This is a genomic window from Pseudomonas sp. Arb-4-2C (genome assembly GCF_055755015.1).
This window is the reverse complement of the sequence record NZ_CM146899.1, coordinates 4,359,672-4,385,223: the sequence shown is the minus strand read 5'-3', so window position 1 is coordinate 4,385,223 and position 25,552 is coordinate 4,359,672. Positions and strand designations below refer to the sequence as shown.

Sequence of the window (25,552 nt, the reverse complement as noted above, 5' to 3'; positions counted from 1 at the left end):
GCTTGGGGTTCCGCTAAGGTCTTAATGTCCTGGGCGTGCTTTTATAAAGACGCGCAATATGGGCAAGGGTGAAAACCAACTGATATTTCCGTCTCTCCTTAGGGAAATGTCCGACTCGACCTTTCGGTCGGGTACTCGCCTTGTTTATCGGCCATCGCGAATTAAAGATTAACCATAGGTGACAAAATGCCTGACACATCGCAACTCGTTATCGGTGCCGATCTGGCGGGGCAACCGATTGCTCAGGCCATGCGCCTGGCGAACCGGCACGGGCTGATCGCCGGCGCGACCGGAACCGGCAAGACAGTGACCTTGCAGCGCCTCGCCGAGGCGTTCAGTGACGCCGGGGTGGCAGTGTTCGCCGCTGACATCAAGGGTGACCTGTGCGGCCTCGGCGCTGCTGGCAATCCGCAGGGCAAGGTCGCCGAGCGCATCGCCGGGATGCCCTGGCTCGACTACAAACCGCAGGCTTATCCGGTGACGCTGTGGGACATTCACGGTGAGTCCGGTCATCCGTTGCGCACCACCTTGAGTGAAATGGGCCCGCTGCTGATCGGCAGCCTGCTGGAACTGACCGACAGTCAGCAGTCGGCGTTGTACGCGGCCTTTAAAGTGGCGGACCGCGAAGGCCTGCTGTTGCTGGACCTGAAAGACCTCAAGGCGTTGCTCAATCACCTCAAGGACAACCCGCAACTGCTCGGCGAAGACGCTGCATTGATGACGACCGGCTCCAGCCAGGCGCTGTTGCGACGGCTTGCGACCCTGGAACAGCAGGGCGCTGAAGCTTTGTTCGGCGAACCGGCGCTGCAACTGCAAGACATTCTGCAGCCGGCAGCTGACGGTCGTGGGCGCATTCATTTGCTTGATGCCAGTCGTCTGGTACACGAGGCGCCGAAGGTCTACGCGACGTTCCTGCTGTGGCTGTTGGCCGAATTGTTCGAGCAGTTGCCGGAGCGGGGCGATGCCGACAAGCCGCTGCTGGCGCTGTTTTTCGATGAGGCGCATTTGCTGTTCGGCGATACGCCCAAGGCGTTGCAGGACCGGCTGGAACAAGTGGTGCGGCTGATTCGCTCGAAAGGCGTCGGCGTGTATTTCGTCACCCAATCGCCGGGCGACCTGCCGGATAACGTGCTGGCGCAGCTTGGCCTGCGGGTCCAGCACGGCTTGCGCGCGTTTACCGCCAAGGAACAGAAATCCCTGCGGGCGGTGGCCGATGGCTTCCGGCCGAATCCGGCGTTCGACACGTTGTCGGTATTGACGGAACTGGGCATCGGCGAAGCGCTGGTCGGTACGTTGCAGGAAAAAGGCACACCGGAGATGGTCCAGCGCGTGCTGGTGGCGCCGCCGCAATCGCGGATCGGGCCATTGAGCGAAACCGAGCGCACGCTGCTGATCGCCGGCTCGCCGTTCAAGGGGCGTTATGACAAGCCGATCGATCGCGAGTCGGCGTATGAAATCCTGATGGGCCGTAAAGGCTTGGCGCCGGAGGCTGAAGCCCCCGTGGGCAAGCCGGCCGCCGAGGAGCCGAGCCTGGCCGACAGGGCAGGGGAATTCCTCGGCACCGCCGCCGGCCAAGCGCTGAAATCGGCCATGCGCCAGGCTGCCAATAATCTCGGCAAGCAATTGGTGCGCGGTTTGATGGGGTCGTTACTCGGTGGCAGCAAGCGCCGCTGATCCCTGCTTGCAGCAGATCCAATTGTGGGAGCGGGCTTGCTCGCGAAGAGGCCGTGTCAGACGCCATCTTGGTTGAATGACACACCGTTTTCGCGAGCAAGCCCGCTCCCACACTCAGAAAGCTGTCAGGTCTTGTCTTTGGCGTGCGCCGCCAGGCGCTCAAGCGCTGCACGCAAACCCGGATCGCTGATCCCGTCGGCCGTCGACTGAATGGTCGCTGCCGCATCACTCGACAGGTCCATCGTGTGCCCGGCAGCCCCGTGCTGCACGATCGGTGGTCGTACCGTGAATTTGATCCGCGTCAGGCTGGCGAATTCTTCGAACAGTTGCAGTTGCCGTTGCAGGCGTTTTTGCTGGTAGCGCAGGCGCGTGGCCCAATGGCCGTCAGTCACAACCAGTGACAGTTCGCCTTCACGCCACTTTGCCACATGGCAGTGCGCGCGAGCGGCAGGTTGCAGTTGGCTTTCGAGCAGGCGTTGCAGATGACCCAGGCGTTGGGCATGGCCGAGGATGGCTTTTAGCGGCCTGGCTTCGCGAAGCAGAGCGGCGGGAGCTCTGGCTGTAAGCGGGCGAAATGCCATGATCGAACACCTGAAGTAACAGAATCGCCATGGTAGCAGAAAGGCCGAAATCACTCGCCCATTGCTTTTGCCCCCGCTTTACCCATTAAATCAACGACTAACTTCTTCCTTGTATGACTTGAAGTTGAGCAAAACGCCCCTATTTTAAGTGAGCCCCGTCAAAGCGCAGTGCCAGCATCGTGGAATATCGCCACTTTCCTCACTTCCGTTTCCGGGTAGAATGCTCGTTCGCATGCGGCCATGAGGGCTGCACGGGCGACGCTCACGGGGCCGCCCTCCATCCCTTTAGTGTGGAAGATCCTGCCGATATGTTTGCGCCTTTGTTAAAGAAACTTTTTGGAAGCAAGAATGAGCGTGAAGTCAAACGCATGCTCAAGACGGTGCAGCTCGTCAATGCCTTCGAAGAGCAAATGGTGGCCCTTTCGGACGATCAATTGCGCGCCAAGACCAATGAGTTCAAGGCCCGCATCGCCAAAGGGGAAACCCTCGACAAGCTGCTGCCAGAAGCCTTTGCGGTCGCCCGTGAAGCCGGCAAGCGCATCATGGGCATGCGCCACTTCGACGTACAGCTCGTCGGTGGCATGACCTTGCACGAAGGCAAAATCGCCGAAATGCGCACCGGTGAGGGTAAAACCCTCGTAGCGACCCTGGGTGTTTACCTCAACGCGCTGTCCGGCAAGGGCGTGCACGTTGTGACGGTGAACGACTACCTGGCGCGTCGTGACGCCAACTGGATGCGTCCGCTGTATGAATTCCTCGGCCTGACCGTCGGCGTCGTGACGCCGTTCCAGCCGCCGGAAGAGAAGCGTCTGGCATACGCCGCCGACATCACCTACGGCACCAACAACGAATTCGGTTTCGACTACCTGCGCGACAACATGGCGTTCAGCATGGAAGAAAAATTCCAGCGCGAACTCAACTTTGCCGTGATCGACGAAGTCGACTCCATCCTCATCGACGAAGCGCGTACTCCGCTGATCATCTCCGGTCAGGCCGAGGACAGCTCCAAGCTGTACATGGAGATCAATAAACTGATCCCGCAGCTGGAATTGCATGTTGAAGAGGTCGAAGGCGAAGTCACCAAGGCTGGCCATTACACCGTTGACGAGAAGACCCGTCAGGTCGAACTCAACGAAGCCGGTCACCAGTTCATCGAAGACATGCTCACCGGCGTCGGCCTGCTGGCTGAAGGCGAGAGCCTGTACTCGGCACATAACCTGGGCCTGCTGACCCACGTCTATGCCGGTCTGCGTGCGCACAAACTGTTCAATCGCAACATTGAATACATCGTGCAGGATGGCCAGGTCGTACTGGTTGACGAACACACCGGTCGTACCATGCCGGGCCGCCGTCTGTCCGAAGGCCTGCACCAGGCGATCGAAGCCAAAGAAGGCCTGAACATCCAGGCCGAGAGCCAGACCCTGGCGTTGACCACGTTCCAGAACTACTTCCGTCTGTACACCAAGCTGTCCGGCATGACCGGTACCGCCGACACCGAAGCGTTCGAATTCCACCAGATCTACGGTCTGGAAGTGATGGTCATTCCGCCGAACAAACCGTTGGCGCGTAAAGACTTCAACGACCTGGTGTTCCTGACCGCCGAAGAGAAGTACGCGGCCATCGTTGCGGACATCAAGGAAAGCATGGCGGCCGGTCGTCCGGTGCTGGTGGGTACTGCCACCATCGAAACCTCCGAGCACATGTCCGCATTGCTCGTGAAAGAAGGCATCGAACACAAGGTCCTGAACGCCAAGTTCCACGAAAAAGAAGCTGAAATCATCGCGCAGGCCGGTCGTCCGGGGGCTCTGACCATTGCCACCAACATGGCCGGTCGTGGTACTGACATCCTGTTGGGCGGTAACTGGGAAGTTGAAGTTGCGTCGCTGGAAGACCCGACCCCTGAGCAGATTGCCCAGATCAAGGCCGACTGGCAGAAGCGTCACCAGCAAGTGCTGGAATCCGGCGGTCTGCAGGTAATTGCCTCCGAGCGTCACGAATCGCGTCGTATCGACAACCAGTTGCGTGGCCGTGCCGGCCGTCAGGGTGACGCCGGTTCGAGCCGCTTCTACCTGTCGCTGGAAGACAGCCTGATGCGTATTTTCGCCTCTGACCGGGTGAAGAACTTCATGAAAGCCCTGGGCATGCAGCCGGGCGAAGCGATCGAGCACCGTATGGTGACCAACGCGATCGAGAAGGCGCAGCGCAAGGTTGAAGGCCGCAACTTCGATATTCGTAAGCAACTGCTCGAGTTCGATGACGTCAACAACGAACAGCGTAAAGTGATCTATCACATGCGTAACACGTTGCTGGCCGCCGACAACATCGGTGAAACCATCGCCGATTTCCGTCAGGACGTACTCAACGCCACCGTCAGCGCCCACATTCCGCCGCAATCGCTGCCAGAGCAGTGGGATGTGGCCGGTCTGGAAGCGTCGATTGCCAGCGACTTCGGGGTGAAACTGCCGATCCAGCAATGGCTCGACGAAGATGATCACCTGTACGAAGAGACCCTGCGCGAGAAGCTGATGGTCGAGCTGATGGCCGCGTACAACGAGAAAGAAGACCAGGCCGGTGCCGAAGCGCTGCGCTCCTTCGAGAAGCAAATCGTACTGCGCGTCCTGGACGACCTGTGGAAAGACCACCTGTCGACCATGGACCACCTGCGTCACGGCATCCACCTGCGTGGCTACGCTCAGAAGAACCCGAAGCAGGAATACAAGCGCGAGTCGTTCACGCTGTTCTCCGAGCTGCTGGATTCGATCAAGCGCGACTCTATCCGTGTGCTGTCGCACGTTCAGGTGCGCCGCGAAGATCCGGAAGCCGAAGAGCAACGCCTGCGTGAGGAAGCTGAAGCACTGGCCGCCCGCATGCAGTTCGAACACGCTGAGGCCCCTGGTCTGGACCAGCCGGAAATACTCGGTGAAGAGGTCGATGTGGCCCTCGCCACCGCGCCGGTTCGCAACGAGCAGAAGCTGGGCCGCAACGAACTGTGCTACTGCGGTTCGGGCAAGAAGTTCAAGCATTGCCACGGGCAGATCCAGTAAACCCCGTTTCAATCGCTGAAATACCCGCGCCGCGACCGGCTCCTGCCGTCGCGGCGTTTTGCCATTTAAACCACCGCCATCACTGTGAGCGGTGCTGACATCATTGAGTAAGGAGCGCATTCATGGCTGTTGGTCTTGGTCCTTTGCCAACGTTGCACCCGGTTGCCGGTTTTGAACTCGGTATCGCCTCGGCCGGCATCAAGCGCCCCGGGCGCAAGGATGTGGTAGTGATGCGCTGCGCCGAAGGTTCGACCGTGGCCGGCGTGTTCACGTTGAACGCCTTTTGTGCCGCTCCGGTGATCCTGGCGAAAAAACGTGTACAGAACGCCGTGCGTTACCTGCTGACCAACACCGGCAACGCCAACGCCGGCACCGGTGAGCCAGGCCTGGCTGCCGCCGAGCGCACGACCGCGAAGCTGGCTGAACTGACGGGCGTCGATGCCAGCCAGATTCTGCCTTACTCCACCGGCGTGATCGGTGAGCCACTGCCCGTCGAGAAGATCGAAGGCGCACTGCAAGCGGCGCTGGACGACCTGTCGGAAAACAACTGGGAAGCCGCCGCCACCGGCATCATGACCACCGACACCCTGCCAAAGGGGGCCAGCCGCCAGTTCCAGCATGACGGTGTGACCATCACCGTCACTGGTATCAGCAAAGGTGCGGGCATGATCCGTCCGAACATGGCGACCATGCTCGGTTACATCGCCACTGACGCCAAGGTCTCCCGTGATGTGCTGCATAACCTGATGCTCGACGGCGCCAACAAGTCGTTCAACCGCATCACCATCGATGGCGACACCTCGACCAACGACTGCTGCATGCTGATTGCCACCGGCAAGGCTGCACTGCCGCAAATCACCCGTGCTGAAGGAGAGCTGTTCGCCAAGCTCAAGCAAGCGGTGTTCGAAGTGTGCATGGACGTGGCACAGGCGATCGTGCGTGACGGCGAAGGCGCGACCAAGTTCGTCACCGTTGAAGTGAATGGCGGCGGCAATCATCAGGAATGTCTGGACGTCGGCTACACCGTAGCGCACTCGCCGCTGATCAAGACCGCGCTGTTCGCTTCCGACCCGAACTGGGGCCGCATTCTGGCTGCCGTTGGTCGTGCTGGCGTGCCGGATCTGGATGTGAGCAAGATCGACGTGTTCCTCGGCGACGTGTGCATCGCCAGCCGTGGCGCTCGTGCAGCGACCTACACTGAAGCGCAGGGCTCGGCAGTGATGCAGCAGGAAGAGATCACCATCCGCATCGAACTGGGTCGTGGCGATTGCAGCGAAACCATCTGGACCACCGACCTGTCGCATGAATACGTGAAGATCAACGCCGAGTACCGCACCTGATCCAAGACCGAGTCGTGGCTTTCGCGAGCAGGCTCGCTCCCACACGGTTTTCTGCCGTACACACAGTTTGTGTGCACTGAAGATCCTATGTGGGAGCGAGCCTGCTCGCGAAGACGGTGGTCCAGACACCGCAAGTCCCAACGCTTTTCCACTGACGAAAAGGCGCCACACCATGTCCCTGCACCTGATCATCGGCGACAAACTGCTTTCCTCCTGGTCACTGCGTGCCGCACTGGCCGTTGAGCTGACCGGCGCACCCTACAGCGAAGAACTGATCAAGCTCGGCAAGCCCGACACCCGCGAACGGCTGCTCAAGCATTCGCCGACCGCCAAGGTACCGCTGCTGCAAACCGCACGCGGCACGATTGCCGACTCTCTGGCGATCGCCGAGTATCTGGCCGAACAGTTCCCGTCCGAACAGCTCTGGCCGAGCGATCTTTTCGCTCGCGCCCAGGCCCGTTCTGCGTGCGCGCAGATGCACAGTGGTTTTTTCGCCATGCGCAATCACATGCCGTTCAACCTGAGCCACGACGCGCCGCTCAACCCGGTGCCGCCGGAGGTCAAGGTCGATATCGAGCGCATGCTCGCGCTGTGGGCGGAATGCCGTGCTGTTGCCACTGAGCCGGGGCCATATCTGTTTGGTCGCGTGAGCCTGGCCGATGCGTTCTTCGCACCGATTGCCGTGCGTCTGCGTACCTATCAGGTGCAGTTGCCAGCCATCGATCAAGCTTATGTTGAAACCGTCTACCAATGGCCCGCCTTCAAGGCGTGGCAAAAGGCCGGACTGGAGGAGTTGAACCCGTGAAACGCGTACACGTCGCCGCCGCCGTCATTCGTGACGACAGTGGCAAGATCCTGATTGCCCGCCGTGCCGACACTCAGCATCAGGGTGGTCTGTGGGAATTTCCCGGCGGCAAGGTCGAGGCTGACGAATCCGTCGAGCGCGCGCTGGCTCGCGAGCTTCAGGAAGAGTTGGGCATCGTCGTCGGTGCTGCTCGTCCGCTGATCAAGGTTCGCCATGACTACCCGGACAAGCAGGTGTTGCTGGATGTCTGGGAGGTGTCGAGCTTCAGTGGCGAACCGCACGGTGCCGAAGGTCAGCCACTGGCCTGGGTGACTGCGAAGGAGCTGGTGGGCTACGAATTTCCGGCTGCCAACCAGCCAATCGTCGCCGCCGCGCGTCTGCCCGGCGAATACCTGATCACCCCGGACGATCTGGAGACACCGGCCTTGTTGCGCGGCATCCAGAAGGCGATTGCCGGTGGGATCAAGCTGATCCAGTTGCGTGCGCCGAACGGCTATGACCCCAAATACCGCGACCTGGCGGTGGATGCGGTCGGCCTGTGTGCCGGCAAGGCGCAGTTGATGATCAAGGGGCCGTTCGAATGGCTCGGCGATTTCCCGTCGGCCGGTTGGCACATCACCTCGGCTCAGTTGCGTAAATACGCAGCGGCGGGGCGGCCGTTGCCGGCGGAGCGCTGGCTCGCGGCTTCGTGCCATAACGCCGAAGAACTGGCGCTGGCCGAACAGATGGGCGTGGATTTCGTCACCCTGTCGCCGGTACAGCCAACCTTGACCCACCCGGATGCGCAGCCGTTGGGCTGGGAGCAGGCGTCGACGTTGATCGAGGGCTTCAGCAAGCCGGTGTTTCTGCTCGGCGGGGTAGGCCCGGCGGAGCGGGAGAAGGCCTGGGGTGTTGGGGCGCAGGGTGTGGCGGGGATTCGGGCGTTCTGGCCAGAAGCTTGATTGTGTATTGAGGCTGATGGCCTCTTCGCGAGCAAGCCCGCTCCCACAGTTGATTGCAGTCCAACTGAAGGAATCCGATCAACTGTGGGAGCGAGCCTGCTCGCGAAGGCGTCTTGACCAGCGCTACACCTCTGAAGGTTTTGCCGCCGGCTGCCACAAAATCTCTGCAATCCCCTGCCGCCGCGCAATCAACCGCGCCGCCACAAACAGCAAATCCGACAACCGATTGATGTACGCCAGGCCAACCCCGGCCAATGGCTCTATCGCGTTCAGATGCTGACAACGCCGTTCGGCACTGCGCGCCAGGCTGCGGCACACATGGGCCTGGGCGATCAGCATTGAGCCGCCGGGCAGAATGAAATTCTCCAGCGGCCCCAACTCCTCGTTCCACACATCGATTGCCGCTTCCAGGCGTTCGATTTCCGCTGTGTTCAGCGCCTGATATTCCGGCATTGCCAGCTCACCACCCAGATCGAACAAGCGATGCTGGCAGGGGGCGAGCACTTCAATCAGCTCATTCAACCCCGCAAACGCCTCGCGCTCGGCGAGCAAACCGGCCAACAGCACGCCGACCTGACTGTTCAGTGTATCGACTTCACCGATGGCTTCGATTCGCGGATGGTCCTTGGGTACGCGGCGGCCATCGCCCAGGCCGGTTTCGCCTTTGTCGCCGGTGCGGGTGTAAATCTTCGACAGGCGAAAGCCCATGGGTTACCTCGTCAGTTGATTGGTTTCGGCCGCGATGGCTGCAGGCTGCGACAGGGGCAGGCGTAAGGTGAAGCAGGTGCCCTGGCCCGGTGTGGACTGCACTTCCATCTGCCCTTTGTGATTGTTGGTGATGATGAAGTACGACACCGACAGCCCCAGCCCGGTGCCCTGGCCGATTTCCTTGGTGGTGAAGAATGGCTCGAAGGTGCGTTTGCGCACGTTCTCGCTCATGCCGATGCCGTTGTCCTCGACCTGAATCTCGGCCCATGGCGGGTTCAGCCGGGTGCGCAGGGTGATCCGCCCCGGCTCGCTGTCGTCTTCGCGCTGGTGAATGGCTTGCGCAGCGTTTTTCAGCAGGTTGAGCAGCACTTGCTCCAGTTCGTTGGCAGTGCCTGGCACCGGGCCTAGCGCCGGGTCGAACTGACGGATGATCGCCTGGCCCTTGAAGTCGAAACCGATCGCCAGATCGAAGTCGTTGCCGGCAATCTCCACCGCCTGATCGATCAGCGCCGGCAAATCGCACGGTGCCATTTGCCGCGTACTGCGCCGGCTGAAACTGAGCATATGGGTGACGATTTTTGCCGCCCGGGCGCCGGCCTGCTGGATGCCGTCGAGCAGTTTCGGCACTTCGCGGTTTTGCAGGTACAGGTTGACCGTGTCCAGTTCGATGCCGAGTTGTTCGGCGGTTTCGAGGTTTTTCGGCAGGTCCGGCGACAGCCGTCGGCGAATGTTCTGCACGTTGTGCAGGATCGCGCCGAGCGGGTTATTGATCTCATGCGCCATGCCGGCGGCGAGACCACCCACCGAGAGCATCTTTTCCGACTGCACCATCATTTCTTCCAGCGACAGGCGCTGAGTGATGTCATCGATACGGATCACCACGCCACGCCCGGCGCCACCCATCAGCGGGTAAAAGGTCAGGGCGTAATGCTTGGGTTCATCATCCTTGAACCAGGTCACCCGCTCGATCTTCGCCACCGTGTGTTCTTCCACGGTCTGCTTGAGTTGCGGCAGAAACGGTTTGAGCGGCTCAAAGGCGAGGAAGATCGGCTGGTTCAACGCCTCATCCAGGCGCGTCCCGGAGAGCGCGCTGGCCTCTTGGTTCCACTGGGTCACGTAGAGCTGTTCGTCGAGGGCGATCAGCGCCGAGGGCATGGAGTCGATGATGCTGTTGAGGTAGTTCTGGAATCCGGTGAGTTTCTTCTCGATCTTGCTGCGCACCTGGACTTCCAGTTCCAGCTTGCGGTTGGTGTGGCGGGTTTCTTCGGCAAGGCCCTGAGCCTGATCGTAAGCGGCTTGCGAATCGTCACGGGCGCGTTTGAGTTGCTGTTCGCGGGCTTCGATGCGCGAGAGCATGGTGTTGAACGCTTCGGCAAGGCTGCCGATTTCATCATGGTTGCCGCGTGAGGCGCGCAGGGCGTAGTTCTCCTCGCGGGTGACCTGACGCGAGAGTTCTTCCAGTTGATGGATCGGGCGAGTGATGAGGCGTTTGATCTGCCGGGCAATCACCAGCCACAGCAGCACACTGAAAATCAGGATGCCGAGACTGGCGGTCAATGTGCCGGTGTAGAACGCCATCGGCAGTTCACTGCTGGCGACCAGCAGCAGATGCCCCGGCTCAGTCCCCGGGCGGGGCAGGGTAATCAACTGATTGCTGCGAAATTCGGTGAGTTGCCAGGCTTCGACATGCCGATAGCGTTCCGGCAGATTGAGCTTGTCGCCGCGCTGAACCTGAGCGATCCGGTCGCCCTTGCCGTCGTACAGCGCCGCCGCGCGCAACGGCGAGTAGCTGTCGAGTTCCTTGAGCAGGCGTTCGGCGCTTTGCGGTGACTCCAGGGCCTGTGCAACGAGGCTGGGGTTGGATATCAGCCGGCCGATGGTCTGCAGAGCCTGCGGCGCCATGCTTTCCTGGGAGATGTAATAGGCGGCGCTGATAAAGGTCAGGTTGGCGACCAGCAGAACGGTGGTCAACAACACCAGCAGGGCGGCCAGCAGTTTCTGGCCGACCGGCAGGTTTTCAAGGCGCTGGCGCAATGGCATCAGGTTTATCGCAGCAAAGGAACAAGTGGCCAGCGTAGCCGCTGCTCAGTCGCTGGGCAATCCAAGGCTGTGCAGATGGCCGACCAGACGCTGCTGCAATTGCTTGAGGTGCGGCAGGTTCAGTTGATGGCGCGTGGCGACTTTGCAGGCGTGGCCCAGCAAGTAGCTGATTTCGGTACGGCGCTGGTTCGCTACGTCCTGATACATGGAGGAGTAATTGGCCGCCGTGGCGTGGATCACCCGCTCGACTTCCTGTTGCAGATTGACCGCCGCCGCCGGTTGGCCACAGCGCTCCAGCAACTCGGCCAGCTCATTGCACAGCGTGGCGACTTCGCACTGATGCTGCTCAAGCCCGCCGTTACGGCAGTTGTGGAGCACGGTCAACGGATTGATCGCGCAATTGAGCGCCAGTTTGCGCCACAGGCGGGTGAGGATGTCGGTGCTCCATTCGTGGGGGATTTTCGCTGCTTGCAGGTCGTCGAGCCAGATCGGTGCCACCGGGTGCCCGGCATCACCCAGCCAGGTGAAACCATGACCGGCGAACACCACGCGCCAGTCACCGTCGCGGAACGCGCCTTCGGTGCTGGAGGCGCTGATACAGCGCGCCTGCGGTACCAGTGCTGCGACGGCGTCCTGACTGCCGAGGCCGTTTTGCAGCAGGATCAGTTCGGCATCTGCCGTCAGGCGCGGGGCGAGGCGGGCGACGGCGCTTTCGGCGTCATAGGCCTTGCAGGCGACCAGCAGGCGGCGGATCGGTTCTGCATCGTCCGGCGTTTGCGCGGGGACGGCATAGGTGTTGGCCTCGCCGTGTTCGACCAGGGTCAGGCCATCCGCCGCCTGATAGTCGCGCAAACGCTGGGCATCACGCACGATCAGGCGCACCGGCAGACCGGCCCGGGCCAGGCGCGTGGCCCATAGCGTGCCGAGACTGCCGGCGCCGAGAACGTGCCAGGGGGTGGACATCAGTTTTTCACTCGGTAAGGTACTGGCATGCAAGGCTCGCCGTATCGGTGGGAAAAGACCCGTTATAATGAGCCGGATTTTAACCGCAAGCCAAGCGCGCTCCATCCTGATCGAGCGCGACTTTTTATTGGAGAGATTACATGCCGTCGTTCGACGTGGTATCCGAACTGGACAAACACGAACTCACCAACGCGGTCGAGAACGCCGTGAAGGAACTCGATCGTCGTTATGACCTGAAAGGCAAAGGCAGCTTCGAGTTCAAGGAAAAGGACCTGACCGTCAACCTGACCGCTGAAGCCGGGTTCCAGCTGGAAGCGATGATCGAGATCCTGAAGCTGGCCCTGACCAAGCGCAAGATCGACGTACAGTGCCTTGAAGTAAAAGACGCTTACGCCTCGGGCAAGCTGATGAAACAGGACGCGATCCTCAAGGAAGGCATCGACAAGGAGCTGGCGAAGAAGATCGTCGCTCACATCAAGGAGGCCAAGCTCAAGGTACAGGCCGCCATCCAGGGCGAGCAGGTACGTGTGACCGGCAAGAAACGCGATGATCTGCAGGAAGCCATTGCTGCCCTGCGTGCCAAAGAGTTCGGCATGCCACTGCAGTTCAACAACTTCCGCGACTAAGCTCGGTCAGATGACCTGTGGGAGCGGGCTTGCTCGCGAAAGCGGTGTGTTCGGCAACTCATTGCTGAATGACGCACGGCTTTCGCGAGCAAGCCCGCTCCCATTTTTAATTTGTAAACAGCCCGGGTAGCCGGAAATCAGGAGATGGAAGATGGATTTGAACGCTGAAGTAGACAACCTGGTCAAGGCATCCCAGGCGTGGATTCCGATGATTATGGAGTACGGCAGCCGCGTGCTGCTGGCGGTCATTACACTGGCGATCGGCTGGTGGCTGATCAACAAGGTCACGCAAAAGCTCGGCGGCCTGCTGGCTCTGCGCAACGCCGACCTGGCGCTGCAAGGCTTCATCAGCAGCCTGGCGAACATCATTCTCAAGGTGCTGCTGATCGTCAGCGTGGCCTCGATGATCGGTGTCGAAACCACCTCGTTCGTGGCGGCAATCGGTGCTGCAGGTCTGGCCATCGGCCTGGCGTTGCAGGGCAGTCTGGCGAACTTCGCCGGCGGCGTGCTGATTCTGCTGTTCCGTCCGTTCCGTATCGGTGACTGGATCGAAGCGCAGGGCGTGGCGGGTACTGTCGACAGCATCCAGATTTTCCATACCGTGCTGCGTACTGGCGACAACAAGACCATCATCGTGCCGAACGGTAACCTGTCCAATGGCATCATCACCAACACCAACCGTCAGCCAACCCGTAAAGTTGTGTTCGATGTGGGTGTGGATTACGAGGCTGATCTGCAGAAAGCGCGTCAGGTGCTGCTGGATCTGGCCAAGGATGACCGTGTAATGCAGGACCCTGCACCGCAGGCAGTGATTTCGACGCTCGGTGACAGTTCGATCACTGTTTCCCTGCGTGTCTGGGTTAAAACCGCAGACTACTGGGATGTGATGTTCATGTTTAACGAACAGTCGCGTGATCGTTTAAAGACTGCCGGTATTGATATCCCGTTTCCACAGCGCGTGATTCGTGTGGTTCAGGAGTCGGCAACACAATGATAGGTTGCTAATTAAATGCCTGACTTGTTGGTCAGGCATTTATTACAAGTGACAGGCAATAAAAAGGCCCATCCGAAGATGGGCCTTTTTTATGCTTCCAAACTAACCACTGGCAATTACAGAATGTTCAGTGGGTATTCGGTGATCAGGCGGAACTCTTTAACGTCGCCTTCGCCTTCATCAGCGTTAGCAACGTGCCAGGCTTGACGAATACGGAAGGACAGATCTTTCGCAGGGCCAGACTGAACAACGTACTTGGCTTCGAAGTTGGTTTCGTGGTGTTTGCCATCTTCACCGTAAAGACCGGCGTAAGCGCTACCCGCTGGAGTGTGGGTACCGTCGATATCCCAACCTTTAACGTAGCGAACCATGAAGCTCAGACCAGGAACGCCATACTCGGCCATTTTCAGGTCGTAACGGGCTTGAAGGGATTTCTCGCCTGCACCGTTAAAGTCGGAGTACTGGATGGAGTTGGCGAGGAAGATCGAGTCGCCACCACGGTTGTTCTTGCCCACGCCGATGTAGTCGAACGGGGTGTCGCCGTTGACCTTCTGGAAGGCCAGGGTGAAGGTGTGTGCCTTCAGGAACGACAGGGCGGTTGCCAGCGAGAAGGCGGTGTTGCTGATGTCGCCCGCTTTGGCGCTGCCGGTGTCGGTGGTGCGGTAGATGTTGAAGTCGGTGTTCAGCGAAGTATCACCACCGAACGGTGTGGTGAGGTTCACGTTGGCGTAGTACTGGTTCCAGATGTCTTCCAGTTTGGCGCCGTACAGCGATGCAGTCAGGTTGTCAGTGATGCCGTATTTACCACCGAAGTAGTCGATGTTCTTGGCTTCAACGCCGGCGTAGGTGGCGTAAAGGCCGCCATCACGGGCGTTTTTGTCCTGGCTGGTAGCCGAGTAGAAGTGACCCGCTTCGAGGTCCAGATCTTTGACTTCGCTGCTCTGCAACTGGAAGCCAGTGGCAGTTTGCGGAAGGATACGGGAGCCGCCAACGGCGAATACAGGGGCAGTGCTTGGCTGCATGTCACCGAATTTCAGTTCGGTTTTGGAGACGCGGAACTTGATGGCAGCGCCGGCTTTGCCTTGGCTTTCATCAACGTCGTGGGCATAACCGTTGGCCTTGACGGAGTCGCTACGGCTCATGTTGCCAGTACCGGAAGTACCATCACCGCCATCCAGTTTTACCGCCAGGTAACCGAATGCATCGATACCGACGCCTACGGTGCCTTGGGTGTAACCGGAAGTGAAGTTACCGAGAAAGCCCTGGGTCCAGTCTTTCTGGTCGTGGCCGCCGTTCTTGTTGTCGCGGTTGAAGTAGTAGTTCTTCAACGTCTCGGTGAGTTTCGCACCTTCAACAAAACCTTTGGCTTCTGCCTGGTCATCTACAAACGGTGCGGCCGTAGCCAACTGAGTACTGGCTGCTGCTGCAACGGCCAGTGCGATTGTGCTCCACTTCATCACGCGCATCGTGATTTGCTCCTTTGGTTTTAGAAGAGTACTGCCGTCCCACCTGTTTTATTATCTGGGCGGCTCTTTCTTTTTGTGTCGGCGCAAACTTATATCACGCCGACAATGTTGGCGATACTTGCACATACAACCTTTCACGTTCTTTACGACGACGTCGCAAATGGCTTGGTTGATGTCGCAAATTCACAGTACCAATGCAGCCGGACTGACAACTTTATCGCTGTTTCTGGGCCTTTTTGCATCGGTAAAAAAGAGTCCCTGGCAAAACACTTGAATCTCCATTGGGGCAACCCTGCCACCGTATTTGTTGGTCTCAAGCCCCCACTTCCCGTGGTGCGCTTATAGACCATGTGTGTCTCAATGCAACAAGCGTGCACAAATCGCCAAGTTGTCGCGTTTATTTTTCCGAACAGCTGCCTGTGCCTGTGAAAACCTTGTGAAAACGGGGGTTCAAGCCCTTTTGTATCAGGAGCTTGACGCACTCCCTTGCATGGTGTTGTCACGTTGGAATTGGGGCGTGACAACCAAAAACGTTACCGGTTCACCCCATTGGTGAGTATTCGGCGGATGCTCGACGCACTGAGCGTAGACGCACTGTGCGGTTTTGGTGCAAAAAAATTACACGCTGTACAGGATTCATACAGTTCAGCGTGAGCGTGCAGTCAGGTGCAGCAGGTGTTTTCGGGTATTTTTGGCTGTTCGATGGCAATCCTGGCTCTGTGATGGTGCGCGGTCTCTTCAGATGTCTCTTGTCGGGGCTGTGCCGGTATGGGCAGCACTGTCATCGTGAAGCCCGGCGCATTCGCAGGTATGCTGCCTGCCTGTCGCTTGGTGCGTTGTCCGTCGGGACGGCCGCTAAGCTCAATGATGTAGATCAGCCGGGAGTGCACCCAGTGTTTGCTTTAGATTCACGACTTCAACAGGACACCCTGACCATCGGCGACTTCCCGCTGTGCCGACTGTTGCTGTCCAATGATGCCAATTACCCGTGGTTCATCCTGGTGCCACGCCGCGACGATATCAGCGAGTTGTTTCAGTTGGATGTCGCTGACCAGCAGCAGTTGTGGCAGGAAACCACCGCGCTGGCTGAGCTGCTCAAGGATTTGTTCGACGCCGACAAGCTGAACGTCGCGACCTTGGGCAACGTCGTCAGCCAGCTGCACATGCATGTGATTGTGCGTAAACGCGACGATGCGACATGGCCGGCACCGGTCTGGGGCAAGCACCCGGCCAAACCCTACAGCGCAGAGCAGGTAGCCGCCATTCGTGAGCGGCTGCGTCTGGTGCTGACCGAACATTTCACGTTTCTGGAGGGCTGAATCATGAGCCTTGAAGAGCGCGTTACCGATCTGGAAAGCCGTCTGGCCTTCCAGGATGACACCATTCAGGCGTTGAACGACGAGCTGGTGGCGCAGCAGCGTGTGATCGAGCGTCTGCAGCTGCAAATGGCGGCACTGCTCAAGCGTCAGGAGGAGATGGTCGGGCAGTTTGACTCTTTCGAGGAAGAGGCGCCGCCACCCCATTACTGATGTCGGTACGTTTGTGCGGGCGTAAAAAAACCGCGAACAGCCTGGCTGTTCGCGGTTTTTTGTTGCCTTGGATCAGCGACGCGGCAGGGCGGCGATCACGTCCTCGGCTTGCAGACCTTTATCGCGGTTCATCACCGAGAACTCCACGCGCTGGCCTTCGACCAGAACACGGTGGCCTTCACCACGGATTGCACGAAAGTGCACGAAAATATCATCGCCGGAATCCCGGGAAATAAAGCCGAAGCCTTTAGAAGTGTTGAACCACTTGACGGTCCCGGTATCGCGGTTGCTCATGTCATAGTTGACAGGTGCAGCCGCCGGCGAAGACTTGTAAAAGCTCACGGCCAGGTGCAGGACCACGGCAACCAGGGCAATCACCAGGCTGAACAGCACGGCTGGTTGGCCGGCGATGACCGGCATCGGTGCGATGAGGGTCAGGGTTTGCAGGACGACAGTCAGCACGAGAAGAGCGCTGACGAGGTTTTGCAGATGCTGGCGCGGGCCTTTGTTCCAGTAAGGAATCACTGGAGCGATGACCAGGTTCAGCAGGCCGAAAAAGGCCAGGTAAAGTGCGTCGGGTTGTTGCAGGTAAGGAACGGCTTCGGATTTCAAGCTGGGTATGAACGACAGCAGCAAGGCCGCTGCGCCCATTAGCAGGTGGACGATTTTCAACATTTTGATTGGCTCACGTTATGACGGCTCACAAGGAAGAGCTGAAGGCGCACGGTTCGCTTCGGAACAATAAAGAGGCGTTGGACACGTGCCCGGCATCAGCCTATGCGCCACACCCCCGAAAAATGGGGCGTAGCGACACGCTGCCTATTTAACAGCAAAGCCTGCAGCTACTCAAATCACCCCGGCCAGCGGCACCTGCCCGGTCGATTTGTCGCACCGCGCGAGCCGATTGCTGGCTGCGAGGTGGCGGTTGCCTTGCTAGAGTGGGTCTGCACCTGCTGGATGAATTCAATCGCCTTAGGGGGTAAACATGGCAATCGATATCGGTATCAGTGAAGAAGATCGCAAGTCCATCGTCGAGGGGCTGTCGCGGCTGCTGTCGGACACCTACGTGCTGTATCTGAAAACCCATAACTTCCACTGGAACGTCACAGGTCCCATGTTCAGGACCCTGCACCTGATGTTCGAAGAGCAGTACAACGAACTGGCGCTGGCCGTGGACCTGATCGCCGAGCGCATTCGCGCCCTGGGCTTTCCGGCGCCGGGGGCTTACGCCACCTACGCGCGTCTCTCTTCCATCAAGGAGGAGGTGGGCGTGCCGAGTGCCGAGAACATGATCAAGCAACTGGTCGAGGGGCAAGAAGCGGTGACGCGCACCGCGCGTGGCATCTTCCCGCTGCTGGACAAGGTCAGTGATGAGCCCACGGCCGACCTGCTGACCCAGCGCATGCAGGTGCATGAGAAGACCGCCTGGATGCTGCGCGCGCTGCTGGAGGCCTGATCGCCCGGTGCGCGGACGTCCCGGGGTGGTGGATGTCCGCGTGCTGGTTCAAATCTTACTGATTATGTCGGCTTATCCTACGCAGATGGGCAACTAGTCATCTGGCGCTAACTTTGCGTCTGCGTTTTTATGAGGGCACAGGAAGTTGCCTTTATAAGCAGTGATGACAAAGGAGTGTCAGCGATATGGTAGGTGGAGACAGGCGAAGCGAACATACCGGTTCGCATCAGGAGATGAAGGTCGATCCGTTTGTCAGCGATTTCGACTTCGAGTTGATCCGGCCGCTGTCCAGGTCGGTGCGTTTGAATGGCTTTGCGACTTGCTTGAGGCTCGAGCAGGTTTACTGGAACATTCTTGGCGGTATGGCCGAAGACAACGGCTGTTCGGTCAGTACGCTGCTGTCCCATGTGGACCGCGAAGTGCACCTGCGCCATGGCGGGGTGAAAAACTTCAGCGGTCTGGTGCGGGTGGTGTGCGTGATGAACGGCCTGCGTGATACCCCGTCGGCCGTCATGCCCTGAACGGGCAATACTTGAAATGACGTGGCGGGCTGTGCAGTCTTACGGCTGCACAGCCCGCATTTAATGGATATAATCCCGCTCTTTCGCCGCAAAGCCCTGCGCGCGGTGGCAATCTGATCGCCGAGACACCCCCATGCCGATGTACGATTACCAATGTGCTTCCTGTGGTCATCAGTTGGAAGCCATTCAAAAGATCAGCGAGGCACCGCTGGTCGACTGCCCTGCCTGTCAGGCGCCAGAGCTCAGGAAACAGCTGTCCATGCCGGGTTTTCGCCTCAGCGGCAGCGGTTGGTACGAAACCGATTTCAAGACCGGAGCCAAGAAGAACCTGGCCGGTGGCGACAAATCTGACTAGGGTTCAGGCCCAGGTCGAACGACACGCGTGAGATTTCGCAATGCTTGATGGCGACGGGATCTCCACCGAATTTCGAATTACGAGAAGCGAAACCACTACCATGATGCGCAGCCATTATTGCGGCCAACTGAACGAAAGCCTGGAAGGCCAGGAAATTACCCTTTGCGGATGGGTTCACCGTCGTCGCGACCACGGCGGGGTGATTTTCCTCGATATCCGTGATCGTGATGGTCTGGCCCAGGTGGTATTCGATCCGGATCGCGCCGAGAGCTTCGCCGCTGCCGATCGCGTGCGCAGCGAGTACGTGGTGAAGATCACCGGCAAGGTGCGTCTGCGTCCGGCCGGCGCCACCAACGCCAACATGGCGTCGGGCATGATCGAAGTGCTGGGCTACGAGCTGGAAGTGCTGAACGAGTCGGAAACCCCGCCGTTCCCGCTGAACGAGTTCTCCGACGTCGGCGAGGAGACCCGCCTGCGCTATCGCTTCCTCGACCTGCGTCGTCCGGAAATGGCCGAGAAGCTGCGTCTGCGTTCGCGCATGACCACCAGCATCCGCCGCTTCCTCGACGAAAACGGCTTCCTCGACGTTGAAACCCCGATCCTGACCCGTGCCACCCCTGAAGGTGCACGTGACTATCTGGTGCCAAGCCGTACTCACGCCGGTTCGTTCTTTGCGCTGCCGCAATCGCCGCAGCTGTTCAAACAGCTGCTGATGGTGGCCGGTTTCGACCGTTACTACCAGATCGCCAAGTGCTTCCGCGACGAAGACCTGCGCGCTGATCGCCAGCCTGAATTCACCCAGATCGACATCGAGACCAGCTTCCTCGATGAAAAAGAGATCATGGGCCTGACCGAAGAAATGATCCGCAACCTGTTCAAGGAAGTGCTGGGTCTGGAATTCGGCGACTTCCCGCACATGACTTTCGAAGAAGCCATGCGCCGCTACGGTTCCGACAAACCAGACCTGCGTAACCCGCTGGAACTGGTCGACGTTGCCGATCAACTCAAAGAAGTCGATTTCAAAGTATTCAGCGGCCCGGCCAACGATCCGAAATGCCGTATCGCCGCACTGCGCGTTCCAGGCGGGGCGAGCATGCCGCGCAAGCAGATCGACGATTACACCAAGTTCGTCGGCATCTACGGTGCCAAGGGCCTGGCGTACATCAAGGTCAACGAGCGTGCTGCCGGTGTTGAAGGTCTGCAATCGCCGATCGTGAAAAACATCCCTGAAGACAAGCTGAACGTGATCCTTGACCGCGTTGGCGCAGTCGATGGCGACATCGTGTTCTTCGGTGCCGACAAGGCCAAGATCGTCAGCGAGGCCCTGGGTGCGCTGCGTATCAAGCTCGGTCACGACCTCAAGCTGCTGACCTGCGAGTGGGCGCCAATGTGGGTCGTCGACTTCCCGATGTTCGAAGAAAACGACGACGGCAGTTTCTCCGCGCTGCACCACCCGTTCACCGCGCCGAAGTGCTCCCCGGAAGAGCTAGAGGCCAACCCGGCCGGCGCTCTGTCCCGCGCCTACGACATGGTGCTGAACGGCACTGAGCTGGGTGGCGGTTCGATCCGTATTCACCGCAAGGAAATGCAGCAAGCAGTATTCCGTCTGTTGGGTATCAACGAAGCAGAACAGGAAGAGAAATTCGGCTTCCTGCTCGATGCGCTGAAGTACGGTGCACCGCCGCACGGTGGTCTGGCCTTCGGTCTGGACCGTCTGGTGATGCTGATGACCGGTGCCCAGTCGATCCGTGAAGTGATCGCCTTCCCGAAAACCCAGAGCGCTGCCGACGTGATGACGCAAGCACCGGGTGTGGTGGATGCCAAGGCACTGCGCGAGCTGCATATTCGTTTGCGCGAAACGCCAAAGGCTGAGTAAGACGGGCCTGAAGGCGCATCTTCGGATGCGCCTTTTTTCTATCTGTAGAGAGCAGGTCGAGATTTTTAGTTTGCTGGCCGCTGCATGAGCAGGGCGGGCAACGTTTCAAAGAGAATTCGGAGCGAGTTATGGCAGGTCATTCCAAGTGGGCGAACATCAAGCACCGCAAAGAACGTCAGGATGCCAAGAGAGGCAAGATCTTCACCAAGTGGATCCGTGAGCTGACCGTTGCGGCCCGTCAGGGCGGTGGCGATCCGGGCTCCAACCCGCGTTTGCGTCTGGCGCTGGACAAGGCGCTGAGCGCGAACATGAGTCGCGACATCATCGACCGTGCCGTGGCGCGTGGCGCCGGTGCGACCGAGGCGGACAACGTTGAAGAGCTGACCTACGAAGGTTATGGCCCGGGTGGCGTGGCGGTAATGGTCGAGTGCATGACCGACAACCGCAACCGTACCGCTGCAGCTGTACGTCATGCATTCAGCAAGTGTGGCGGCAATCTCGGCACCGATGGTTCGGTGGCGTATCTGTTCGAGCGCAAAGGCCAGATCAGCTTCGCGCCGGGCGTCGATGAAGACGCATTGACCGAAGCGGCGCTGGAAGCCGATGCCGATGACGTGGTCAGCCATGAAGACGGCTCGATTGACGTGTTCACCTCGTTCACCAGCTTCTACGCCGTGCGCAACGCGCTGGAAGCGGCCGGGTTCAAAGGTGATGACGCAGAAATCGTCATGCAGCCGACCACCAGCGCCGAGCTGGATCTGGAAGGCGCGGAGAAGGTGCTCAAGCTGATCGACATGCTTGAGGATCTGGACGACGTGCAGAACGTCTACTCCAACGCGGATATTCCCGAAGACGTGGCCGCTCAGCTCGGTTAAGAGCGACTAGGCTTGAATGTGGGAGCGGGCTTGCTCGCGAAGGCGGCTTATCAGCAGACATAATGCTGAATGACCCACCGCCTTCGCGAACAAGCCCGCTCCCATATTGGTTATTCGCTGATTTGATTTTGTGTTTTTACCGACTCCGCAGGCGTTATGACTCTAATTCTTGGTATCGACCCCGGCTCGCGCATTACCGGTTACGGGATTGTTCGTGATACCGGACGCGGCGGCTGCATCTATGTCGCCTCGGGCTGCATCCGTACCGGCGCCGGTGAGCTGCATGAGCGGCTGCAAATCGTTTATCGCGGTGTGCGGGAAATCATTCAGACCTATGGCCCGGTGACCATGGGCATCGAAAAAGTGTTCATGGCGAAAAACGCCGACTCGGCGCTGAAGTTGGGGCAGGCGCGCGGGGCCGCGATTGTTGCTGGCGCTGAAGAGTGCCTGGAGATTGCCGAGTACACTGCAACCCAGGTCAAGCAAGCCGTGGTCGGCACCGGCGCTGCCAATAAGGAGCAGGTGCAGATGATGGTCATGCACATGCTCAAGCTGACCGCCAAGCCGCAAATCGATGCCTCGGACGCCCTCGCTATCGCTATTTGTCACGCGCACACCCGCTCCAGTCTGTTGCCGCATGGTCTGGGCGCCGCACGCAGTCGTGGCGGGCGCCTGCGTCTCTGATAGCATCAGCAATCAATTTTCCGGTATATGGGTTTTGTGCCTGGGTCGTCGGCCCGAATCCGTATTCCGTTTTGTCGCCAGCCCCCGGCTGGTCAACGCTCAAGGATCTGAAACGTGATTGGACGCTTGCGCGGCACCTTGGCTGAGAAACAGCCGCCGCACCTGATTCTGGATGTAAACGGCCTCGGGTATGAGCTGGAAGTGCCCATGACCACCCTTTATCGTCTGCCGTCGGTCGGTGAACCGCTGACGTTGCACACCCATTTGGTCGTACGCGAAGACGCGCAGTTACTCTATGGCTTCGCCGGCAAGCGTGAGCGAGACTTTTTTCGCGAGTTGATCCGTCTCAATGGTGTCGGGCCGAAACTGGCCCTGGCCTTGATGTCGAGCCTGGAAGTCGATGAGTTGATCCGCTGCGTGCAATCCCAGGACACTTCGGCACTGACCAAGGTCCCGGGTGTTGGCAAGAAAACCGCCGAGCGTCTGCTGGTCGAACTGAAAGACCGCTTCAAGGCCTGGGAAACCGTGCCGGCGATGTTCGCCCTGGTGCCGAACCAGCCGGACGGTCCGGCGCCGGTCAACACCGCCGAAAACGATGCGGTCAGCGCGCTGATTTCCCTGGGCTACAAGCCGCAGGAAGCGAGCAAGGCGATTTCCGCCATCAAGGACAAGAACCTGAGCAGTGAAGACATGATCCGCCGCGCCCTGAAGGGAATGATTTAAGTGATTGAAGCTGATCGTCTGATCGCCGCCGCGCACAGCCCGCGCGAGCGCGAAGAAGTCCAGGACCGGGCGATTCGCCCCGTCAGCCTGGCCGACTACATTGGCCAGCCGACGGTCCGCGAGCAGATGGAACTGTTCATCCAGGCCGCCCGTGGCCGTAACGAATCCCTTGATCACACGCTGATCTTCGGCCCCCCGGGGCTGGGAAAAACCACGCTGGCCAACATCATCGCCCAGGAAATGGGCGTGTCGATCAAGAGCACTTCCGGCCCGGTGCTGGAGCGCCCGGGCGATCTGGCGGCGTTGCTGACCAATCTGGAACCGCACGACGTGTTGTTCATCGATGAAATCCATCGTCTGTCGCCGATCGTGGAAGAAGTGCTGTACCCGGCCATGGAAGACTTTCAGCTCGACATCATGATCGGCGAAGGGCCGGCGGCGCGCTCGATCAAGCTGGATCTGCCACCGTTCACCCTCGTCGGCGCCACCACCCGCGCCGGCATGCTGACCAATCCGTTGCGTGACCGCTTCGGCATCGTCCAGCGTCTGGAGTTCTACAACACCGCCGACCTGTCGACGATTGTCAGTCGTTCGGCGAGCATTCTCGGCTTGCCGCTGGACCCGGAAGGTGCCTTTGAAGTGGCCCGCCGCGCCCGTGGTACGCCGCGGATCGCCAACCGTCTGCTGCGTCGGGTGCGGGATTTCGCTGAAGTCCGGGCCAAGGGTCACATCACCAAGGCCGTGGCCGATCTGGCGCTCAATCTGCTGGATGTCGATGAACATGGCTTCGATCATCAGGACCGGCGCTTGCTGCTGACCATGATCGAGAAGTTCGATGGCGGTCCGGTCGGCATCGACAGCCTGGCGGCAGCGATCAGCGAAGAACGCCACACCATTGAAGATGTGCTGGAGCCGTACCTGATTCAGCAGGGTTACATCATGCGCACGCCACGGGGCAGGGTGGTGACACGGCATGCGTATCTGCATTTCGGTTTAAACATTCCGTCACGAATGGGCGAGATGCCCGTGGTAGACGAGTTTCTCGATGCGGTAGACGATTAGTACACATTTATTGTCGATTTATTCAGCGTTTGTACTGTCACAGGACGGTACTTTTGCGGTAAAGCCTTTGAACAATGAAAAACAGTTGCCTGGCTGGATTGGCAACCCGAGGAGTAAGCACTAGAGTATGCGCGCGCAAAACGGGCTTGAGCCGTTCGCACATCGTTGTCGCGTTTATTACGAGGACACCGATGCCGGCGGCATCGTGTATTACGTTAATTACCTCAAGTTTATGGAACGGGCTCGAACCGAGCGGCTCCGAACGCTGGGCTTTGCCCAGTCGGAACTGGCAGGGGAGGACCTGTTGTTTGTCGTGCACTCCAGCGAAGCGCGCTACCACGCGCCGGCGCGACTGGACGACGAACTGCTGGTAAGCGCTGATGTAATCGAATTGAACCGTGCCAGCCTGCGCTTCAAACAGCAGGTCAGGCGGGCCACGGATAATGTGCTGCTCTGTGAAGGGCAGTTTCTGGTGGCCTGTGTGCGCACCGAAAGTTTGAAACCCCGGGCCATGCCCGAATCCTTGCGTGCGGCCTTTGCCGACGCGGGCGGCACGGGTACACACTCAAAGCAGGAGATAAAGCGTGGAAGCTAACGTCGTCGACCATTCCTCCATGTGGAGCCTGGTCAGCAATGCCAGCATCGTGGTGCAGTTGGTAATGTTGACCCTGGTGGCCGCATCGGTGACCTCATGGATCATGATCTTTCAGCGCAGCAATCTGCTGCGCGCCGGTCGACGCGCCCTGGAGAGCTTCGAGGAGCGCTTCTGGTCGGGTATCGACCTGTCCAAGCTGTACCGTCAGGCCGGCAGCAACCCGGATCCGGATTCGGGCGTGGAGCAGATCTTCCGTGCCGGTTTCAAGGAATTCTCCCGTCTGCGTCAGCAGCCAGGCGTCGATCCTGAAGCGGTGATGGAAGGTGTGGCGCGAGCCATGCGCGTTGCCATTTCCCGTGAAGAAGAGAAGCTGGAGCAGAGCCTGCCGTTTCTCGCCACTGTTGGTTCCGTCAGCCCGTACATCGGTCTGTTCGGTACCGTATGGGGCATCATGAACTCCTTCCGTGGTCTGGCTCAGGCCCAGCAAGCGACTCTGGCCACTGTGGCCCCGGGTATCGCCGAAGCCCTGATCGCCACGGCGATCGGTCTGTTCGCTGCGATCCCGGCCGTTATCGCTTACAACCGTTTCTCTGCCCGCAGCGAAACCTTGCTGAGCCGCTACTACACCTTCGCCGATGAGTTCCAGGCGATCCTGCACCGCAAAGTGCACACCAGCGAAGAATAAGCAGGTATT

General features: G+C 59.4%; 25 protein-coding genes. 19 read left to right on the top strand and 6 right to left on the bottom strand.

Annotated features, from left to right (window positions below; genetic code table 11):
- Positions 1–186 precede the first annotated feature (186 nt).
- On the top strand, positions 187–1,674 hold the full coding sequence (locus tag AC0J41_RS19910) for a helicase HerA-like domain-containing protein (RefSeq protein WP_025112768.1): 1,488 nt from the start codon (positions 187–189) through the stop codon (positions 1,672–1,674).
- A 125-nt stretch (positions 1,675–1,799) separates the two neighbouring features.
- Here the strand turns inward: AC0J41_RS19910 and AC0J41_RS19905 are convergent, their stop codons facing one another.
- Positions 1,800–2,255 carry a DUF721 domain-containing protein gene (locus tag AC0J41_RS19905; RefSeq protein ID WP_473013389.1) on the bottom strand — a complete coding sequence of 152 codons (456 nt, stop codon included), beginning with the start codon at positions 2,253–2,255 and terminating at the stop codon, positions 1,800–1,802.
- Positions 2,256–2,563: 308 nt separating this feature from the next.
- Here AC0J41_RS19905 and secA point away from each other — a divergent pair, with 308 nt between their 5' ends.
- The 4 genes from secA to AC0J41_RS19885 all read left to right on the top strand — a co-directional run bounded on the left by secA (position 2,564) and on the right by AC0J41_RS19885 (position 8,385).
- The gene (gene secA, locus AC0J41_RS19900; RefSeq protein WP_473013388.1) at positions 2,564–5,299 is read left to right on the top strand and encodes a preprotein translocase subunit SecA; all 2,736 of its coding nucleotides are present in this window, start codon (positions 2,564–2,566) and stop codon (positions 5,297–5,299) included.
- Between the two features lie 122 nt (positions 5,300–5,421).
- Entirely contained in the window at positions 5,422–6,639 is a 1,218-nt protein-coding gene (gene argJ / locus AC0J41_RS19895) for a bifunctional glutamate N-acetyltransferase/amino-acid acetyltransferase ArgJ (protein WP_025112771.1), read from the top strand.
- A 172-nt stretch (positions 6,640–6,811) separates the two neighbouring features.
- The gene (locus AC0J41_RS19890) at positions 6,812–7,444 is read left to right on the top strand and encodes a glutathione S-transferase family protein (RefSeq protein ID WP_025112772.1); all 633 of its coding nucleotides are present in this window, start codon (positions 6,812–6,814) and stop codon (positions 7,442–7,444) included.
- Complete coding sequence (locus AC0J41_RS19885) at positions 7,441–8,385, top strand: Nudix family hydrolase (RefSeq protein WP_473013387.1); 945 nt, start codon at positions 7,441–7,443, stop codon at positions 8,383–8,385. Before AC0J41_RS19890 ends, AC0J41_RS19885 begins: the two co-directional genes overlap by 4 nt.
- A 123-nt stretch (positions 8,386–8,508) precedes the next feature.
- Here AC0J41_RS19885 and AC0J41_RS19880 read toward each other — a convergent pair whose 3' ends face one another.
- The 3 genes from AC0J41_RS19880 to AC0J41_RS19870 are packed head-to-tail and all read right to left on the bottom strand — an operon-like array spanning position 8,509 to position 12,096.
- Positions 8,509–9,093, bottom strand: coding sequence for a cob(I)yrinic acid a,c-diamide adenosyltransferase (locus tag AC0J41_RS19880; RefSeq protein WP_025112774.1), 585 nt, complete (start codon positions 9,091–9,093; stop codon positions 8,509–8,511).
- Between the two features lie 3 nt (positions 9,094–9,096).
- A complete protein-coding gene (locus tag AC0J41_RS19875) occupies positions 9,097–11,133 on the bottom strand; it encodes a sensor histidine kinase (protein WP_473013386.1) in 2,037 nt (678 codons plus the stop codon).
- 45 nt (positions 11,134–11,178) lie between these two features.
- Positions 11,179–12,096: a putative 2-dehydropantoate 2-reductase gene (locus AC0J41_RS19870; protein ID WP_473013385.1), complete on the bottom strand. Its 918-nt coding sequence runs from the start codon at positions 12,094–12,096 to the stop codon at positions 11,179–11,181.
- Between the two features lie 140 nt (positions 12,097–12,236).
- Between AC0J41_RS19870 and AC0J41_RS19865 the strand changes: the two genes are divergently transcribed.
- Positions 12,237–12,722 carry a YajQ family cyclic di-GMP-binding protein gene (locus AC0J41_RS19865; protein ID WP_025112777.1) on the top strand — a complete coding sequence of 162 codons (486 nt, stop codon included), beginning with the start codon at positions 12,237–12,239 and terminating at the stop codon, positions 12,720–12,722.
- Between the two features lie 151 nt (positions 12,723–12,873).
- A complete protein-coding gene (locus tag AC0J41_RS19860) occupies positions 12,874–13,716 on the top strand; it encodes a mechanosensitive ion channel family protein (protein WP_102355034.1) in 843 nt (280 codons plus the stop codon).
- Positions 13,717–13,832: 116 nt separating this feature from the next.
- On the opposite strand, the gene AC0J41_RS19855 is transcribed toward AC0J41_RS19860, so the two are convergent.
- Positions 13,833–15,182: an OprD family porin gene (locus AC0J41_RS19855; protein ID WP_025112779.1), complete on the bottom strand. Its 1,350-nt coding sequence runs from the start codon at positions 15,180–15,182 to the stop codon at positions 13,833–13,835.
- An 893-nt stretch (positions 15,183–16,075) separates the two neighbouring features.
- Between AC0J41_RS19855 and AC0J41_RS19850 the strand changes: the two genes are divergently transcribed.
- Together AC0J41_RS19850 and AC0J41_RS19845 are read left to right on the top strand one after the other, a co-directional pair.
- Positions 16,076–16,501 carry an HIT family protein gene (locus tag AC0J41_RS19850; protein WP_473013384.1) on the top strand — a complete coding sequence of 142 codons (426 nt, stop codon included), beginning with the start codon at positions 16,076–16,078 and terminating at the stop codon, positions 16,499–16,501.
- A gap of 3 nt (positions 16,502–16,504) precedes the next feature.
- Positions 16,505–16,711: a SlyX family protein gene (locus tag AC0J41_RS19845; protein WP_025112781.1), complete on the top strand. Its 207-nt coding sequence runs from the start codon at positions 16,505–16,507 to the stop codon at positions 16,709–16,711.
- A gap of 72 nt (positions 16,712–16,783) precedes the next feature.
- Here the strand turns inward: AC0J41_RS19845 and AC0J41_RS19840 are convergent, their stop codons facing one another.
- Positions 16,784–17,386, bottom strand: coding sequence for a cold-shock protein (locus tag AC0J41_RS19840; protein ID WP_473013383.1), 603 nt, complete (start codon positions 17,384–17,386; stop codon positions 16,784–16,786).
- Between the two features lie 310 nt (positions 17,387–17,696).
- Between AC0J41_RS19840 and AC0J41_RS19835 the strand changes: the two genes are divergently transcribed.
- From AC0J41_RS19835 to tolQ, 10 genes are all read left to right on the top strand, one after another.
- A complete protein-coding gene (locus AC0J41_RS19835) occupies positions 17,697–18,167 on the top strand; it encodes a Dps family protein (RefSeq protein WP_025112783.1) in 471 nt (156 codons plus the stop codon).
- A 185-nt stretch (positions 18,168–18,352) separates the two neighbouring features.
- Positions 18,353–18,688, top strand: coding sequence for a ribbon-helix-helix domain-containing protein (locus tag AC0J41_RS19830; protein WP_473013382.1), 336 nt, complete (start codon positions 18,353–18,355; stop codon positions 18,686–18,688).
- Between the two features lie 133 nt (positions 18,689–18,821).
- The gene (locus tag AC0J41_RS19825; RefSeq protein WP_025112785.1) at positions 18,822–19,043 is read left to right on the top strand and encodes an FmdB family zinc ribbon protein; all 222 of its coding nucleotides are present in this window, start codon (positions 18,822–18,824) and stop codon (positions 19,041–19,043) included.
- A gap of 100 nt (positions 19,044–19,143) precedes the next feature.
- A complete protein-coding gene (aspS, locus tag AC0J41_RS19820) occupies positions 19,144–20,919 on the top strand; it encodes an aspartate--tRNA ligase (RefSeq protein WP_134176736.1) in 1,776 nt (591 codons plus the stop codon).
- A gap of 128 nt (positions 20,920–21,047) precedes the next feature.
- Positions 21,048–21,794: a YebC/PmpR family DNA-binding transcriptional regulator gene (locus AC0J41_RS19815; protein ID WP_007912738.1), complete on the top strand. Its 747-nt coding sequence runs from the start codon at positions 21,048–21,050 to the stop codon at positions 21,792–21,794.
- Positions 21,795–21,950: 156 nt separating this feature from the next.
- On the top strand, positions 21,951–22,478 hold the full coding sequence (gene ruvC, locus AC0J41_RS19810; protein ID WP_025112787.1) for a crossover junction endodeoxyribonuclease RuvC: 528 nt from the start codon (positions 21,951–21,953) through the stop codon (positions 22,476–22,478).
- Positions 22,479–22,592: 114 nt separating this feature from the next.
- Positions 22,593–23,201, top strand: coding sequence for a Holliday junction branch migration protein RuvA (ruvA, locus tag AC0J41_RS19805; protein ID WP_025112788.1), 609 nt, complete (start codon positions 22,593–22,595; stop codon positions 23,199–23,201).
- Positions 23,202–24,263, top strand: a complete 1,062-nt coding sequence (gene ruvB, locus AC0J41_RS19800) for a Holliday junction branch migration DNA helicase RuvB (RefSeq protein WP_025112789.1) — start codon at positions 23,202–23,204, stop codon at positions 24,261–24,263.
- Positions 24,264–24,390: 127 nt separating this feature from the next.
- Entirely contained in the window at positions 24,391–24,858 is a 468-nt protein-coding gene (ybgC, locus tag AC0J41_RS19795) for a tol-pal system-associated acyl-CoA thioesterase (protein WP_047599520.1), read from the top strand.
- Entirely contained in the window at positions 24,848–25,543 is a 696-nt protein-coding gene (gene tolQ, locus AC0J41_RS19790) for a protein TolQ (protein ID WP_003227517.1), read from the top strand. The genes ybgC and tolQ overlap by 11 nt, the downstream gene beginning before the upstream one ends.
- Positions 25,544–25,552 lie beyond the last annotated feature (9 nt).